At 64.4% G+C, this 15,208-nt stretch carries 11 protein-coding genes and 3 pseudogenes; 4 read left to right on the top strand and 10 right to left on the bottom strand.

The features are described from left to right. A pseudogene (locus X726_RS1000000171280) lies at positions 1-243 on the top strand (hypothetical protein); the annotation flags it as partial. A 358-nt stretch (positions 244-601) separates the two neighbouring features. Here X726_RS1000000171280 and X726_RS1000000171275 read toward each other — a convergent pair. Next, positions 602-784 (bottom strand): hypothetical protein, encoded by a 183-nt coding sequence (locus X726_RS1000000171275; protein WP_031205052.1) that lies wholly within the window; start codon positions 782-784, stop codon positions 602-604. A 218-nt stretch (positions 785-1,002) separates the two neighbouring features. Further along, the gene (locus tag X726_RS144030; protein WP_027049100.1) at positions 1,003-2,103 is read right to left on the bottom strand and encodes a LacI family DNA-binding transcriptional regulator; all 1,101 of its coding nucleotides are present in this window, start codon (positions 2,101-2,103) and stop codon (positions 1,003-1,005) included. 580 nt (positions 2,104-2,683) lie between these two features. Here X726_RS144030 and X726_RS144035 point away from each other — a divergent pair. From X726_RS144035 to X726_RS144045, 3 genes are all read left to right on the top strand, one after another. Continuing rightward, positions 2,684-3,646, top strand: coding sequence for a sugar-binding protein (locus tag X726_RS144035; RefSeq protein ID WP_023672352.1), 963 nt, complete (start codon positions 2,684-2,686; stop codon positions 3,644-3,646). 122 nt (positions 3,647-3,768) lie between these two features. Further along, positions 3,769-5,307, top strand: coding sequence for a sugar ABC transporter ATP-binding protein (locus tag X726_RS144040; protein ID WP_023672351.1), 1,539 nt, complete (start codon positions 3,769-3,771; stop codon positions 5,305-5,307). A gap of 44 nt (positions 5,308-5,351) precedes the next feature. After that, entirely contained in the window at positions 5,352-6,338 is a 987-nt protein-coding gene (locus tag X726_RS144045) for an ABC transporter permease (RefSeq protein WP_023672350.1), read from the top strand. A gap of 2 nt (positions 6,339-6,340) precedes the next feature. Here X726_RS144045 and phnN read toward each other — a convergent pair whose 3' ends face one another. From phnN to iolC, 8 genes and pseudogenes are all read right to left on the bottom strand, one after another. Beyond that, positions 6,341-6,970, bottom strand: coding sequence for a phosphonate metabolism protein/1,5-bisphosphokinase (PRPP-forming) PhnN (gene phnN, locus X726_RS144050; protein ID WP_023672349.1), 630 nt, complete (start codon positions 6,968-6,970; stop codon positions 6,341-6,343). Further along, the gene (locus X726_RS144055) at positions 6,967-8,121 is read right to left on the bottom strand and encodes an alpha-D-ribose 1-methylphosphonate 5-triphosphate diphosphatase (RefSeq protein WP_023672348.1); all 1,155 of its coding nucleotides are present in this window, start codon (positions 8,119-8,121) and stop codon (positions 6,967-6,969) included. The genes phnN and X726_RS144055 overlap by 4 nt, the downstream gene beginning before the upstream one ends. A 34-nt stretch (positions 8,122-8,155) precedes the next feature. Beyond that, a complete protein-coding gene (locus X726_RS144060; RefSeq protein WP_023672347.1) occupies positions 8,156-8,863 on the bottom strand; it encodes a DUF1045 domain-containing protein in 708 nt (235 codons plus the stop codon). A gap of 137 nt (positions 8,864-9,000) precedes the next feature. After that, on the bottom strand, positions 9,001-9,813 hold the full coding sequence (iolB, locus tag X726_RS144065) for a 5-deoxy-glucuronate isomerase (protein ID WP_023672346.1): 813 nt from the start codon (positions 9,811-9,813) through the stop codon (positions 9,001-9,003). 192 nt (positions 9,814-10,005) lie between these two features. Continuing rightward, a complete protein-coding gene (locus tag X726_RS144070) occupies positions 10,006-10,254 on the bottom strand; it encodes a hypothetical protein (RefSeq protein WP_023672345.1) in 249 nt (82 codons plus the stop codon). 9 nt (positions 10,255-10,263) lie between these two features. Further along, positions 10,264-11,181 (bottom strand): myo-inosose-2 dehydratase, encoded by a 918-nt coding sequence (gene iolE / locus X726_RS144075; protein ID WP_023672344.1) that lies wholly within the window; start codon positions 11,179-11,181, stop codon positions 10,264-10,266. A gap of 142 nt (positions 11,182-11,323) precedes the next feature. Next, a pseudogene (locus X726_RS01000000167420) lies at positions 11,324-13,085 on the bottom strand (3D-(3,5/4)-trihydroxycyclohexane-1,2-dione acylhydrolase (decyclizing)). Positions 13,086-13,118: 33 nt separating this feature from the next. Further along, a pseudogene (gene iolC / locus X726_RS01000000167415) lies at positions 13,119-15,129 on the bottom strand (5-dehydro-2-deoxygluconokinase). Positions 15,130-15,208 lie beyond the last annotated feature (79 nt).

Raw genomic sequence — 15,208 nt, 5'->3', positions numbered from 1 at the left:
GTCGGGGTGGGCAATGGGGTGACGGCCGGGGTCGGGGTCGGCATTGGCGCACCGACCGCGCCCACCAGCCCTCGGGATCCCAACACGCCGGCGGTGCCGACGCGACCGGCGGTGGTTGCCATCAGCGCCATGTCGGCCGGCCAGATCGCCAAGATGAAGAAACGCTGCGCCAGCGTGCTCAGCGGCAAGGGCACCTACGACCGGGACCTGAAGGAGCTCTGCCGGATATTGGCGCGGCGCTGAGTACCGCAACATCGCATCTGCCGTGGGGCGTCAGTCTCTCAGCCAGCCCCAATGCCGCAAGGTGGCGGGCATTCTTAGGGAGAGAGCTTTGCCGAGCGGTTCAGCGTTTCGCGGAAAGGCGGAACCGCTCAGGCTGTGCGCTTTCATCGGCGGCATTCCGCATGGCTTGGTCGCCGAGCCGAAGGAAGCGCGCCGCCCGGTTGCGGCCTTAATCTGACCTCTGCCGTCCGTCCGGTCACCCGTTTGGGCCGGCTCGAAGATTCGCCTCTGGCCTTTTGTATCACCCGCTCTAGCTGCTTTGTGTTAGGCTCGTCATGTTAGCCTTGTCTTGCTGATGGAGGTTTTGATGGATCGGCGATCATTCTTGACAGCATTGTTCGGCGTTGCGGGGGCCGCGGCGCTTGCTACCGCGGTTCGGCCTCTCGAGGCCGTGGCCGGGGTTCCCAATGTCGGCAACGGCATTCTCGATGAACTCGACAAGCAGGATGCCAATTCGTTTGATGACGACGAAGGCCCGGGCAATGTCGAGCAGATATCGCATCGGCGATGGCACCGTCGTCGCCACCACAGGCGGCATGTCTGGAGACGGCACTGCCGCACGTTCTGGCGGCATGGCCGGTTGCGCCGGCGCTGCTATCGCAGGCGCTCCTTTGTCGTCTTGCGGTTCTAACCGCGGCACGTTCCCGGATAGACCCTGCCCTGAGGCGCAAACACCAAACAGACCCATCCCGATTTGCATCGGGATGGGCTGGTTCAACTTTATCCAGCCACAGCTGCCACCGACTCCCGCTGCACCAGCGGGCATTCCAGCTTGGTGATGGGATAGCGGCCGCGGCCGGCAGGCGGCACTTCGAGCTGTTCGATCGCCCATTGGCCCATCGCCATGTGCGGCAGGATCGATGTCGTCAGCGGCGGGAACAGATGGCGGGCGATCTCCTCGTCGTCATAGCCGACGACGGAGATGTCCTGCGGGATGTGCAGGCCCGCCTCCTTCAGCGCTTCGTAGCAGCCGATGGCCGTGCGGTCGTTCTGGCAGAAGATGGCGGTCGGGCGCTCTTTCAGCTCCAAAAGCTCCACGGTCGCGGCATAGCCGGCGCTCGCCGACCAGTCGCCCTCGACCACCAGTTCGGGATCGAACGGGATGTCGGCGGTGGCGAGCGCCCTGCGGTAGCCTTTCAGCCGGTCCTGCGCGGCCTGCATCCACGGCTCGCCGGTGATGGTGGCGATGCGGCGGTGGCCGTGGCCGATCAGATGCCGGGTCGAGTTCTGGCCGCCGGCGATCTCGGACGGCACCACGGCCGGGAAGGCATAATCGGCCGTGTAGCAGTTGAGCAGGATGACCGGGATGTCGAGGCCGTAGAGGAAGTCCGGCGCCGTGATCTCGCGGGTGAAGATGGTCATGTAGATCAGCGCCGAGATGCCGCGCCTGGTGAGCGCCGCAACGGCGCGCGGCTCCATGACGGCGTCGCCCATGGTCTGCGCCACGAGCAACACATTGCCGGCGTTCCACGACGCCTGGCGCGCGCCCTCGATGGCGACAACGGCTTCCGGGCTTGTCGCCAGCTGGTCGACAGCGAAACCGATGACACCGTCAAGTCCATCGAAGGCGGGAACAGGTTTGCGCAGCGCCGAGAAGGCGGGTGCTGCGTAGCCGAGCGAGCGCGCGGCGTCGATCACCCGCTCGCGCGTCTGCTGCGACAGCCGGATGCCGGGCGAATCGTTGAGCACGAAAGAGACGGTCGCCTGCGAGCAACCGGCTGCCCTGGCAATGTCGGTCATGGTGACGCGGCCGCCCTTGGCAGCTCTCGCCGGCGCCTTGCGCCGCTTCGCCGTGTCGTCCGGATCCCTCGTCTCGCTCATGGCATTGCGTCCCAATCCCCAGCCTGTCTAGTCGCAAGCCTGCCACACCGACAAGATGGTGTCGCGCCGTCGACCAATGGAAATAGTCGAAGGCGATTATCTTTATTAGCAGTTTTGAAGTTCCCCGCCATGCCGCTGCGGGCTGCGTGAAATTCAAGGACTGCAAGGCATCTGCTTGCGCGAAGCCGTGCTGCACCTGTTCGGGCAAACTAGACCTAGGGCCACCGCCGAGTGTCCGCGCGAGACCTCTGCTAATAGTGTTTACTAATACAAAACGACGCTGTAACGTCAATCCGCCGTGTCCGGTCAGGTGGGACCCGTGCGGCGAGAAGTGCACGTGAATGGCCCGATGGCGAGCGGGGTTTGCCTCCGCAAGCTTGGTCTCGGACATGTGATATGTCAGACAAATCAGACTATTTACGAGCACGGGATGAGTCTCTAAAGTCCGTGATCGCGACCGACGACGCCATTCTTCAGCGCCGGGAACCCCTGAGGAGGAGGGCGTCCAAATCGCGAGCGGCAAGTCAGTGAATGCAAGATCGGTTCAGTCCGACGACTGAGCCAAAACGGGAGGTTGAACATGAAATCCTTGATACGACATGCATCCGTGGCCACCGCAGCCCTGCTGCTTGGCCTGACCGCGACAGCCATTGCGCGCGCCGACGACAAGCCGACGCTTGCCTTCGTCGTCAACGGCGCTTCCGATTTCTGGAAGGCCGCCGAAGCCGGCGTCAAGAAGGCGCAGGCCGAATTGCCCGACTACAATCTCGAACTCAAATATCCCGAGCAGTCCTCGGTCGCCATCCAGCAGCGGCTGATGGACGATCTGGTGACCGCCGGCGTCAAGGGCATCATGGTCTCGGCCGTCGACCCCAAGACCTCGACCGACGGCCTGAACAAGATCGCGTCGGAAACGGCGCTGTTCACCACCGACTCCGATGCCCCGCAGACCAAGCGCGTCGCCTATATCGGCTCGTCCAATGTCGACGCCGGCAAGCAGGCGGCCGAGATCGCCAAGAAGGCGATGCCGGACGGCGGCAAGTGCCTCGGCTTCGTCGGCCTGCTCGGCGCCGACAATGCCAAGGAACGCATCCAGGGCATGAAGGACGGCCTCGCCGGCAGCAAGATCGAACTGGTGGACGTGCGCGGCGACGACATCGACCAGGCGCGCGCCAAGAAGAATGTCGAGGACGCGCTGGTCGCCAGCCCCGACATCACCTGCATGGTCGGCTTCTATTCCTACAACACGCCGCGCATCTATGAAGCGCTGCGCGACGCCGGCAAGCTCGGCTCGATCACCGTCGTCGGCTTCGATGACGATCCGATCACGCTGGGCGGCGTCAAGGAAGGCACCGTGGCGGCGACCGTCGTGCAGCAGCCCTTCGAGTGGGCCTATCAGGGCATGAAGCTGATGGCCGCCTATCTCAAGGGCGACAAATCAGGCATTCCGGAAGGCGGCCTGATCATCATCCCGACCAAGATCATCGGTAAGGACGATGTCGACACCTATGCCGCCAATCTGAAGGCGATGTCCGGAAACTGAGACCACGAGCAGTTGCGCCGGCTCAGGGTTCGCCTTGAGCCGGCGATCGTGTTGACGGGTCGGCCAAGGCCCGTCAGTCTGTAGCCCACCGGCTGCTGGCAAGCCTGATCAAATATGGCGTGATGAATTATTCCGACCCATCTATCGTCGCAACCACCCCGTTCCTCGGCCTCGAGAACGTGCGCAAGACCTATCCGGGCGTGGTGGCGCTGGACGGCTTTTCCATGGAGGTCAGGCCGGGCGAGGTGATCGGCCTGGTCGGCGAAAACGGCGCCGGCAAATCGACCTTGATGAAGATCCTCGGCGGCGTCACCAGGCCGGACAGCGGCGCCATCACCGTCGACGGCGTTGCGCATGACGGGCTCACCGTCGAAGGCAGCCTGGGGTCGGGCATCGCCTTCGTCCACCAGGAACTCAATCTCTTCGAAAACCTCGATGTTGCCGCCAATATCTTCTTCGGCCGCGAGCCGTTGCGCGGCGGGCCGCTGAGATTGGTCGACCGCGCCAAGCTGCGCGAAATGGTGGCGCCACTGCTGAAGCGCGTCGGCGCCAATTTCTCCGCCGATACGCCGGTTGCCTCGCTGTCGCTGGCGCAGCAGCAGATGGTCGAGATCGCCAAGGCACTGTCGATCAAGGCGCGGCTGGTGATCCTCGACGAGCCGACGTCGAGCCTGCCGCTCGCCGAAACCGACAAGCTGCTCGACGTCATCAAGGCGCTGAAGGCCGATGGCATCAGCGTCATCTTCATTTCGCACCGGCTGCATGAGGTCGAGCGCGTCGCCGACCGCGTCGTGGTGCTGCGCGACGGCATGCTGGCTGGCACCTTGCCGAAGAGCGCCATCAACCACGACCAGATGGTCAAGCTGATGATCGGCCGCATGCTGAAGGAGCGCGAGAAGGCCTCCGAGGCGGCTCGGGCGCCGGGCGCCACTGCGCTCTCGGCCAAAGCCATCCGCACCCCCGCCTACCCTGCCCGGCCGGTCGACCTCGACATCAGGCGCGGTGAAATCCTCGGCCTCGCCGGCCTTGTCGGCTCCGGCCGCACCGAACTGGCGCGGGTGTTCTTCGGCATAGACAGCACGCTTGGCGGTGGGCTCGAACTCGACGGCAAGCCGCTTGTGCTGGGTTCGGCGGCCGATGCGGTCGCGCATGGCATTTTTCTGGTTCCGGAAGACCGCAAGCTGACCGGCATTTTGCTTGACCTGTCGATCGCGCAGAACATCTCGCTGCCCAACCTGCCGGCGCATGCGAAGCGTCGACTGGTGTCGGCAAGCGCCGAGACCGCCACCGCCGAGAAGCAGAAGAGCAATCTCGGCATCAAGGCGCCGTCGGTGCAGACGCGAACCGGCACGCTGTCGGGCGGCAACCAGCAGAAGGTGGTGCTGGGCAAATGGCTGGCGATGAACCCGAAGGTGATGATCCTCGATGAGCCTACGCGCGGCATCGATATCGGCGCCAAGGCCGAGATTTACGGGCTGATGCGAGCCTTGGCCGATGCCGGCGTGGCCGTGCTGATGATCTCCAGCGACATGGAAGAGGTGATCGGCGTGTCCGACCGCATCGCCGTCATGCATGAGGGCCAGATCTCGGGCATTCTCGACAAAGAACAATTCAGCCAGGAAAACGTGCTGTTGCTGGCGGTCGGCAAGCCGGCAAACTAGCGGGCTTCAGGCGATTGCCGGTCCGGCGCATTGGGGAGAAGACGATGAGCAAAAAAGATCTCGGCCTGCTGATCCTGATCCTGGTGGTCGGCGCCGTGGTGACCGCCATCAACCCGCGCTTTCTTTTGCCGATCAACCTCGCCAACACCTCGAACCTGATCGGCCTGTTCGGGATCCTCGCCATCGGCCAGGCCTTCGTCATCATTACCGGCGGCATCGAATTGTCGGTGGGATCGCTGGTGGCGCTGCTCGGCACGCTATTCATCGATTTCATCGCCGTGCGCGACATGCCATGGCCGCTGGCGCTGCCGCTGATCCTGGTGCTGGGCGGCATCATCGGACTGGCGCATGGCTGGCTGATCACAAGGCTGAAATTGCAGCCCTTCGTGGTCACGCTGTGCGGCCTTTTGATCTATCGCGGGGTCGCCCGTTTCTATACCGCCGACGGCACCGCCGGCTTCGCCTTCGGCCAGAATTTTCCCGAGCTCGAATTCCTCACCGCGGGCCGCAGCTATGGCGTGCCCAACAGCTTCATCGCACTGATCGTCATTTCGATCGTCATGTGGGTGGTGCTGCACCGCTCGGTGTTCGGACGCTACCTCTATGCCATCGGCAAGAACGAAGAGGCGGCGAAATATTCGGGAATTCGCACCGGCCGTGTCGTCATGGCCGCCTATGTCATCTGCGGCGTGCTGACGGCGCTGTCGGCGATCTATTTCGCCATGTACACGCGCTCGATCTCGCCGGCCAGCCACGGCCAGTTCTACGAGCTCTACGCCATTGCCGCCGCCGTTCTCGGCGGCTTCTCGCTGCGCGGCGGCGAAGGCTCGCTGGTCGGCGTCATCCTGGGCACCGTGCTGCTGCAGGAGTTGCAGAACCTGGTCAATCTGCTCGGCATCCCGTCCTCGCTCAACTTCGCGGTGATGGGCGGCGTGATCCTGATCGGCGTGCTGGTCGACCAGCAATGGGGCGTGTTCCGCGCAAGGCGGCTGATGCTCGATGCCAGCCGCAAGACTGTCGCGGCCGAGTAGCGCTACATCACGCCGGATATATCCGAGAAGGCCATCGCCTTGCGCAGCACCTCGGCGAAGCGTTCTCCGGCGGCTTCGCGCCGGCCGCCATTGTCGATCGAGGTGACGCCGGAGCCGGACAAAGCGACATTGGCGCTGCGGGCGAGCCGAGCCAGCACTTCGCCGCGCGATTCGCGGCCGCGCTGGGCGAGACGCTCGGCGAGGATTTCCGGCGAGGCGGTGATCTCGACGACAGCCAGATTGGCATAGCGCTCCCGCAGCACCGGGATGACTGCGCGCGAGACATTGGCGACCGCGACATAGCCGTTGGCGATGGACCAGTCGACATCGGCCGGAATGCCGTAGCGCAGGCCGTGCGCCTCCCAGGAAATGGCGAAGGCGCCGTCGGCCTCGGCTTCGACAAAGGCCGCGTCGGCCAGCGTGTCGTGATCCTCGCTTGCCGCATCGCTCGGCCTGGTGATGACCCGGCGGACGAACTCCAGCCTCGTCTCGTCGGCAAACAAGGTGCGGGCATAACCGATTACCGTATCCTTGCCGGCGCCGCTCGGGCCGACGACGGCGACGAAGACGCCGTTGCGGACTGGAAAGGCCTCGCTGCTGAGTTCGCGCTCGAACGACGCCGAGACCATCAGGCGACCCGCCGCCCTTGGCGCCAGACGGTGCGCACGGCCGGCACATGGTCGTCGACGCGCACCCGCACGAGGTCGGCGCGGCGGCCCTGTTCGATGACGCCGCGGTCGTTGAGGCCGATCGCCTCGGCCGGATTCTTCGACACCATCGCAACCGCCTGCGGCAGGGAAATGCCCTCGACGACGTCGCCGAGGAAGAAGGCCGACTGGATCAGGCTGAAGGGAATGTAGTCGGACGACAATATGTCGAGCAGGCCGTCGCCGGCCAGCGTGCGGGCCGAGACATTGCCCGAATGCGAGGAGCCGCGCATGACGTTGGGCGCGCCCATCAGTACGCCGAGCCCGGCATCCTTCGAGGCCTTGGCGGCTTCCAGCGTGGTCGGGAATTCCGCGACGCGCACGCCCTGCTCGATCGCCTCGTCGACATGGCCTGATGTGGCGTCGTCATGGCTCGCCAGCACAATGCCCCGCTCGTTGCAGGCGGCTGATATCGCCACCCGGTTCGGTCCCGAATTCTTCGCCGATTCCGACATCCGCTTTTCGCAGAACAATTGGAAGTCGCGGTCGGTCAATTTCAGCTTGCGCTGATAGTAATGGGCGTAGGTCTCGAGATTGACGAACTGACGCTGTCCCGGCGCATGGTCCATCAGCGAGGCCAGCTTGACCCGCTCGTCGCCATCGAAATTGGCGAAAGCCCGCAAGCAATCCGGCGCCGAGACCTCGCAGCGCAGGTGCAGGAAATGGTCGGCCCGCAACCGGTCTTTCGCGACGCTGTCCTCGATCGCGCCGGCGAGCTTGCGGATGTCGTCGGAGGTAATATCCGCGTCCTCGTCCATGCCGACACGCAAAGCGTCGAGCACGGTGGTGATGCCGGCGGTGGCCACCTGCGCGTCATGGGCAAGGACGGCGGCGATCGGGTTCCAGCGCACTTTCGGGCGCGGCGCATAGTGGCCTTCGAGATGGTCAGTGTGCAGCTCGACCAGGCCGGGAATGATGTAGTCGCCGCCCATGTCCTCGCCGCCCATGCTCCCGCCGGTGTGGCCGGTGCCGGCGTCGACGCCGGAGATAAAACCGTCGCGCAGCACGAGCGACCCTTCGACGATCTCGTCGGCAAGCACGATGCGGGCGTTGTGGAGAACAGTTTCGGCGGTCATTCAGGCAGTCCTTGCTTACTCGGACGAATTGCGGTCAGGCGGTTTTTCGGGCAGCGCGGCGGCCGAGCGCATGATGCGAAAGCACCATGAACGGAGCGCCCGGTTCGGTTTCGACGAACAGCGTCAGCGCATCCACCAGCACCGGCTGCTGCAGCACATCGCCGAACAGGCTGTCAATTGCCGCGCGCAGACGTTGGCTTTCCTGCGGCCCGGCCCGGCCGGACAGTGTCATGTGGAAGCGAAAGGTCTCGAACACGTAGGGGTAGCCCCACTGACAGAGATTGCGGAACTCGGCGGGTTTCAGCGAATCCGGGCTGCGGCGCTCGATCTCGGCCTCGGTGAGCGGCGCGCGAAAACGGTCGAAGCTAAGCACGACATCATCGGCGAAACGGTTGAGCGGCGGCAGCGGGCCTTCCGGCAGCAAAGCGAAGAAACCATCGATCTGGCTGACGACCAGGCGCGGGATGGTGACCGTCGGCGTTGCTTCGGCAAAGGCGTCCAGCGCCGCGCGCAACGAGCTTTCGGTTTCGTTGGCGGCCAACCGGAAGGGCGCTTTCAGCGTCGCATGAAAACCGTAGCGCCGCGCCGATGCGGTGTGAAAGGCGACTTCGGCCGCCGACAGCTCGCCCACCGCCTCGACCGGCCTGGTGGCGGCGCCAAAGGGGTCGCGGCCCAGCCAGTTGGCGGCGAGCCGCGCCAGCGGCTCGTCCTGCCTCGGGGTGAAATAGATGGCGTAGCGCATCGAAAAAAATCCTCGTCAGCCCGCTGCCATAGGTGATTTCCATGACGGATTGACGAAGCTTATGCGAGTTTTCGAAGGCAAATCGACCCCATGGATCGTTAGCCGACGATTTTTCTTCCGGCGCAAGCGAAGGCCGATCAGGCCTTCATGAGCCATTCGTGCTCGGGCGCGTTGTGGAACTTCCACGTCCGCTTCGGCCCGGCCATGACGTTAAGGTAATAGAGGTCGTAGCCGTGACAGGCCGCGCACGGATGATAGCCCTTGGGCACCAGCACGACATCGCCGTCCTCGATCGCCATCGCCTCGTCCAGTTCGCGGGCGCCCGACTTGTCGGCGTCGGTGTAGACCCGCTGGAAGGCAAAGCCCTGCGGCGGGTTGAGGCGGTGGTAATAGGTTTCCTCAAGATAGGATTCGGCCGGCAGATTGTCCTGATCGTGCTTGTGCGGCGGGTAGCTCGATGTGTGGCCACCGGGCGTGATGACCTCGACCACCAGCAGCGAGTCGGCGGGCTTGCCCTCGGGCAATATGTTGGTGACGTAGCGCGTGTTGGTGCCTTTGCCCCGAGTCTCCTGGCCGAGGTCGTCGGGTGCGATGACGCGAACGGGCAAGCCGCCGCCCAGGCCCGGCGCCGAGCAGACCGCGAGTTCGAGATCGGTGTCGGCGGTGACCGACCAGTCCGAACCCTCCGGAATATAGACCGACCACGGCTTGCCCTCGAAGGGCGACATGCGCTCGCCGAGCAGGCCGAGTTCCTGGCCGCCGGCCCTTGCCGTGCCCTTGCCGGTGACGAACACCAGGCAGACTTCGCGATCCTGCGTCTTGCCGGATGCGGTCTCGCCCGGCTTCAGGCGGTGCAGGTCGAAGCCGACATAGGTCCATCCGGCGCTTTTGGGCGTGACATGGGCGACGCGGCCATGGCCCTTGTCGGCTTTGACGAGCAGTTTCGACATGTTTTGTCTCTCCTATCGCAAGTCTTCGAGGTCGGCCTCTCAACTTCGTCATCCTGGGGCGAAGCAGGAGCGAAGCTCCGTCGCGAAGACCCTAGGATGACGAAGCGAGGGACGTTCCGGCCAATCACCGACGTAGGCGATACGCCAGGTGTCCAGTGTCCGACCCGCAAGCCCTTCCGAGCCACGGCCGCTTCATTCCTTCGGTTCGGCGTCCGCCTTCGCTTCGCCGGTCTTCGGTCGATCAGGCGCAGCCTTGCTCTCCTCCACCGGCTTGTAAAGATAGAAGAACTGCCAGACGGCGTAGGCGGCAAAGCCGAGCGCAATGATGCCCCAGAATGGGGTGCCGGAGGCGAATTCTATTCCGGCCCAGATCACGCAGACGGCGACGACGGCAACGCGCCGCCACAGCGGCCGGAAGAACGGGTGCTCGTAATCCTTCATCGGATCGCCTCAGGCATTGGGAAAGCCTTGCGTTTCCACCGTGTAGCCGGCCGCCGTCATCACCCGCATCAGCTCCTTGTAACCCACTTGGGCCATCTTCAGCGGCGGGTTCTTCTTCGGGTGCTGCTCGGCCTCGACGACGAACCAGCCTTCATAGCCATGGTCGGCGAAGCGCTGCACGATGGCGCCGAAATCGAGCGAACCGTCGCCAGGCACCGTGAAGGCACCGAGCGCCACGGCGTCGAGAAAGGACTGCTTCGTGCGGTCGAGCCCGTCGATCACGCCCATGCGCACATCCTTCACATGGACATGGCTGATGCGCTTGTGGTGGTTGTCGATGGCGCGCAGCACATCGCCACCGGCAAAGGCGAGATGCCCTGCATCGAGCAGCAACGGAATGCCTTCGCCGGAATGGCGCATGAAGGCATCGAGCTCCGGCTCGGTCTCGACCACCGCCGCCATGTGATGGTGATAGGACAGCGGCATGCCTTGCTCTGCGCACCATTCGCCGAACTCGGTGAGGCGCCTGGCATAGGCCTTCATTTCGTCGTTCGACAATTTCGGCTTGGTGGCGAGAGGCTTGGAGCGATCACCCTGGATCGAGCGGCCGACCTCGCCATAGACGATGCAAGGCGCATTCACCGCCTTGAACAGGTCGATCATCGGCTGGATGCGATCCCTGTTCTTGCCCATATCCTCATCGACCAGCGTGCCGGAGAACCAGCCGCCGCACAGCGTCACGTCGGCCTTTTTCAGGATCGGCAGCATGATTTCGGGGTCGTTTGGGAAACGCCGGCCCATTTCCATGCCGGTGAAGCCGGCAGAGCGCGACTGGCGCAGGCACTCTTCCAGCGAGACGTCGTCGCTGAGTTCGGCAAGATCATCGTTCCACCACGCAATGGGGGACATGCCCAGTTTGGCTTTCAAGTTTTAGCTCCGGTTTCTTGTTCACCCTCCCCCTTGTGGGGAGGGTCGCTGCGAAGCAGCGGGGTGGGGTGCGGCGCCAGACCCCCACCGGACCTTCGGTCCGACCTCCACAAGGGGGAGGTAGGGGGCGGGTGCATCTACATCAATCGCCAATAGTCTGCATCTGCCGCTTTTCGTCATAGGCCTTGCGGGCTGCGTTGACCTGCGGCCGTGCGGAGACTTCCGGCACCGCGACATCCCACCAATGGCCGCCGGCATCGGTGGAAATCAGCGGGTCGGTGTCGATGACCAGCACGGTGGTGCGGTCGTTGGTTTTCGATTTTTGCAGCGCGGTCTCCAGGCCGGTGATCGACGGCACCTTCTCGGCAATAGCGCCCATGCTCGCCGCATGCGCGGCGAAGTCGATGTCGGGCAGGATCTCGTGGCGCGCGTCCTTCAGGAGGTTGTTGAAGTTGGCGCCGCCGGTGGCCATCTGCAGCCGGTTGATGCAGCCATAACCCCTGTTGTCGAGCACCACTATGGTCAGCTTCAGGCCGAGCATCACCGACGTGGCGATTTCGGAATTCATCATGAGGTANAAGCCATATTCGCCATGGTACGAGCCGGGCGCGCCTGCCTGCCAGAGCTTGTGCAACTCGCCCGGCAGGCCGCCCGACGCATTCAGCAGCGTTACGCCGGACCCGAGCGCGCGCTGCACGGCGCCGATCACCTGCGCGTCCGAAGGGAAGGCGGCGTTGGTCGACGCCGTCACCTTGGAGGCTTCGGCCTGCCAGGCCTTCTTGCCTTGGGTCGCATTGTCGGTCCATGTCGCCGGTGCTTTCCACTTCCCCAGCGCAGCACCGAGTTCGGCGAGCCCTTCGGCCGCATCGGCGACCAGCGGCAGCGCGCGGTGCTTGCCGGCGTCGAAAGGCTGCACGTTGAGCCCGATGATGGTCTTGCCGGAGTTCTTGAACAGCGCCCACGAGCCGGTGGTGAAATCCTGCAGGCGGGTGCCGATGGCGAGCACGACATCGGCTTCTTCCGCCAGCCGGTTGGCCGCGGACGTGCCGGTGACGCCGACCGCCGCCATGTTGAGCGGATGTGTGTCGGGCAGCGAGGATTTGCCGCCTTGCGTCTCGCAGACCGGAATGCCGGCGCTCTCGGCGAATTTCGCCAGTTCATCCGAAGCCTGCGAATACAGCACGCCGCCGCCGGCGATGATCAGCGGTTTTTTCGCACCCTTCAGCGCGGTGACCGCCGCCGCCAATTCATGCCGGTCCGGACGCGGACGGCGCTGGTGCCAGACGCGCTCGGCGAAAAAGCTCTCGGGATAGTCATAGGCCTCGGCCTGCACGTCCTGGCAGAGCGACAGCGTCACCGGGCCGCATTCCGCCGGATCGGTCAGCACCTGCATGGTCCGCGCCAATGCCGGGATGATCTGCTCGGGACGGGTGATGCGGTCGAAATAGCGCGACACCGGACGGAAGCAGTCATTGACCGTCGCGGTGCCGTCGGAAAAGTCCTCGGCCTGCTGCAGCACCGGGTCGGGAATGCGGTTGGCGAAGACATCGCCCGGCAAAAACAGGACGGGCAACCTGTTTACATGGGCGAGCGCCGCCGCCGTCACCATGTTGAGCGCACCGGGGCCGATCGAAGAGGTCGCGGCCATGAAGCGGCGGCGGAAATTGGCCTTGCCATAGGCGATCGCCGCATGCGCCATCGCCTGCTCATTGTGGGCGCGGAAGGTCGGCAATTCGTCGCGCAGCTGGTACAGCGCCTCGCCGATGCCGGCGACATTGCCGTGACCGAAGATCGCCCACACACCGCCGAAGATGGGCACTCGTCTGCCGTCGATCTCGGNTCATCTGCTTGCTCAGAAAGCGGGTCAGCGCCTGCGCCATCGTCAGGCGGATTGTCTTGCTCATGGTGTTTTCCTCCGCAGTCCTCTTGCCGCGCCTTTATGCTGCTTTACGGCCACGCGCGGCAAGCCACGCTTCGGTCAACTGTTCGAAGCGCGCGGCCATGTCGGCGATAGCCTCGTCATCCGTCATCTTGCCCGCCAGCCATTGTTCGGCGGCGTGGACGAAGATGGTGCGGCCGACGGCAAAGCCCTTGACGATCGGTGCCTTGGCGGTGGCGGCAAAGGCCGCTTCCAGTTCGTCCTGCGGCGCTTCGAGACCCAGCAGCACGACGCCACGACACCAGGGATCGTGCTTCAGGATCACCGCTTCGATCTTGGCCCAGGCGCCGGCCGACGCCTGCGGTTCGAGCTTCCACCAGTCCGGCTTGATGCCAAGCGCATAGAGTTCTTCCAGGGCGCGCGGGATGGTCGTTTCGTCGAGCTTGCCGTGCTTGCCGGCGATGATCTCGACCAGAAGCTCCCGGCCGACCTTCCGCGCGGCTTCGAACAGCGAGCGCAGCTTCTGCTGCTGCTCATCCTTGAGCGCTGCCGGATCGTCGGGGTGATAGAAGCACAGGCATTTGATGCAGTGGTCGACCGGCCATTCCACCAGTTGCGAGCCGATGTCCTGCGAGAACTCGAAGCGCAGCGGCCGCGAGCCCGGCAGTTCGACGGGACGGCCGAGCCAGGCAAAGGGGTGGCGGGCGAATTCGAACATCGCTTCGCGGCCATGCTTCTCGTCGATCAGCATGCCATAGCCGTCGCGGCCGGCGGCGACTTTCGCCGCAGCCTTGACCGCCAGCACCTTGAAATCGCGGATGCGCGCCGGATCGGCGCCGGTCTTTGCCGCGACGTCCTCAAGCTGCACACGGTGGTCGCAGGCGAGCGCCATCATCGAGGGGATATCGCGGCGGCGGGTCGTCGCCCAATGGATGTGGTTGATCGCCTCGTCCTTGCGCAACGCTAAGTGCTTGCTGCCGTTCTTGAGGAAGAACTGCAATTCCTCGAAGGTCGGATATTCCGGCGCGCAGAGCAGCCGCGACACGGCGAAGGCGCCGCAGGCATTGGCCCAGGTCGCCGCCGTTGCCAGGTTTTCGCCACCGAGCCAGCCGCGCAGAAAACCGGACATGAAGGCATCACCCGCGCCGAGCACATTGTAGATCTCGATCGGAAAGCCCTTGCCGACGATACCNAAAACCGGACATGAAGGCATCACCCGCGCCGAGCACATTGTAGATCTCGATCGGAAAGCCCTTGCCGACGATACCGTCTTCCAGATCGTCGCTGACCGGCCCGTCATAGACGATGCAGCCCATGGCGCCGCGCTTCAGTACGATGGTTGCCTTGGACAGCGCGCGGATCGTCTTCAGCGCGCTCAGGCAATCGTCGGCGCCCGAGGCGATCATGATCTCTTCCTCGGTGCCGACGATGAGGTCGCAATCGGGCAGCACCGTCTTCAGCTGGGCTGAGACGCGGTCGGATTTGACATAGCGCTCAAAACCTTCGGCATGGCCGGCGAGGCCCCAGAGGTTGGGGCGGTAGTCGATGTCGAACACCACCTTGCCGCCCCTGGCCTTGATGATGCGGATCGCCTTGCGCTGGGCGGCGTCGCTGTTGGGCCGGGAAAAATGCGTGCCGGTGACGACGATGGAACGGGCCGAGGCGATGAAGGCTTCATCGATGTCTTCTTCGGCGAGCGCCATGTCGGCGCAGTCGCTGCGATAAAAGATCATTGGCGAGACGCCTTCGCTCTCGACCGAAAGCAGCACCAGGGCCGTCAGCCGTTCCTGGTCGGTCTTGAGCCCATCGACATTGACGCCTTCGCGCCTGAGCTGCTCGCGGATGAAGCGGCCCATCTGCTCGTCGCCGACGCGGGTGAGCAGCGCCGAGCGCAGGCCTAGTCTCGCCGTGCCAACCGAGATGTTGGCCGGGCAGCCGCCGACCGATTTGGCGAAGGAGGTGATGTCCTCCAGCCGCGAGCCGATCTGCTGGCCGTAAAGGTCGACGGAAGCGCGACCCATAGTGATGACATCGAGCGTCGCCTGTTTGGCGTCCATGGCTTCGCTCATTGGAACCTCCCGTCGGTCTTGTTGTCTTGAGCAACGTAGTTGGGGGACACGCGCGAGCGGCAGCGTGGCGCCGGGAATA

This window comes from Mesorhizobium sp. LSJC285A00 (assembly GCF_000503155.1).
Classification (GTDB): domain Bacteria; phylum Pseudomonadota; class Alphaproteobacteria; order Rhizobiales; family Rhizobiaceae; genus Mesorhizobium.
The sequence above is the reverse complement of the archived record's forward strand: the minus strand, read 5'-3'. Positions and strand labels throughout refer to the sequence as shown.

Coding starts and splice junctions, on each gene's coding strand:
- X726_RS1000000171275 (WP_031205052.1), bottom strand. CDS start 784: ATGCGATATCTGCTCGACATTGCCCGGGCCTTCGTCGTCATCAAACGA.
- X726_RS144030 (WP_027049100.1), bottom strand. CDS start 2,103: ATGAGCGAGACGAGGGATCCGGACGACACGGCGAAGCGGCGCAAGGCG.
- X726_RS144035 (WP_023672352.1), top strand. CDS start 2,684: ATGAAATCCTTGATACGACATGCATCCGTGGCCACCGCAGCCCTGCTG.
- X726_RS144040 (WP_023672351.1), top strand. CDS start 3,769: ATGAATTATTCCGACCCATCTATCGTCGCAACCACCCCGTTCCTCGGC.
- X726_RS144045 (WP_023672350.1), top strand. CDS start 5,352: ATGAGCAAAAAAGATCTCGGCCTGCTGATCCTGATCCTGGTGGTCGGC.
- X726_RS144055 (WP_023672348.1), bottom strand. CDS start 8,121: ATGACCGCCGAAACTGTTCTCCACAACGCCCGCATCGTGCTTGCCGAC.
- X726_RS144060 (WP_023672347.1), bottom strand. CDS start 8,863: ATGCGCTACGCCATCTATTTCACCCCGAGGCAGGACGAGCCGCTGGCG.
- iolB (WP_023672346.1), bottom strand. CDS start 9,813: ATGTCGAAACTGCTCGTCAAAGCCGACAAGGGCCATGGCCGCGTCGCC.
- X726_RS144070 (WP_023672345.1), bottom strand. CDS start 10,254: ATGAAGGATTACGAGCACCCGTTCTTCCGGCCGCTGTGGCGGCGCGTT.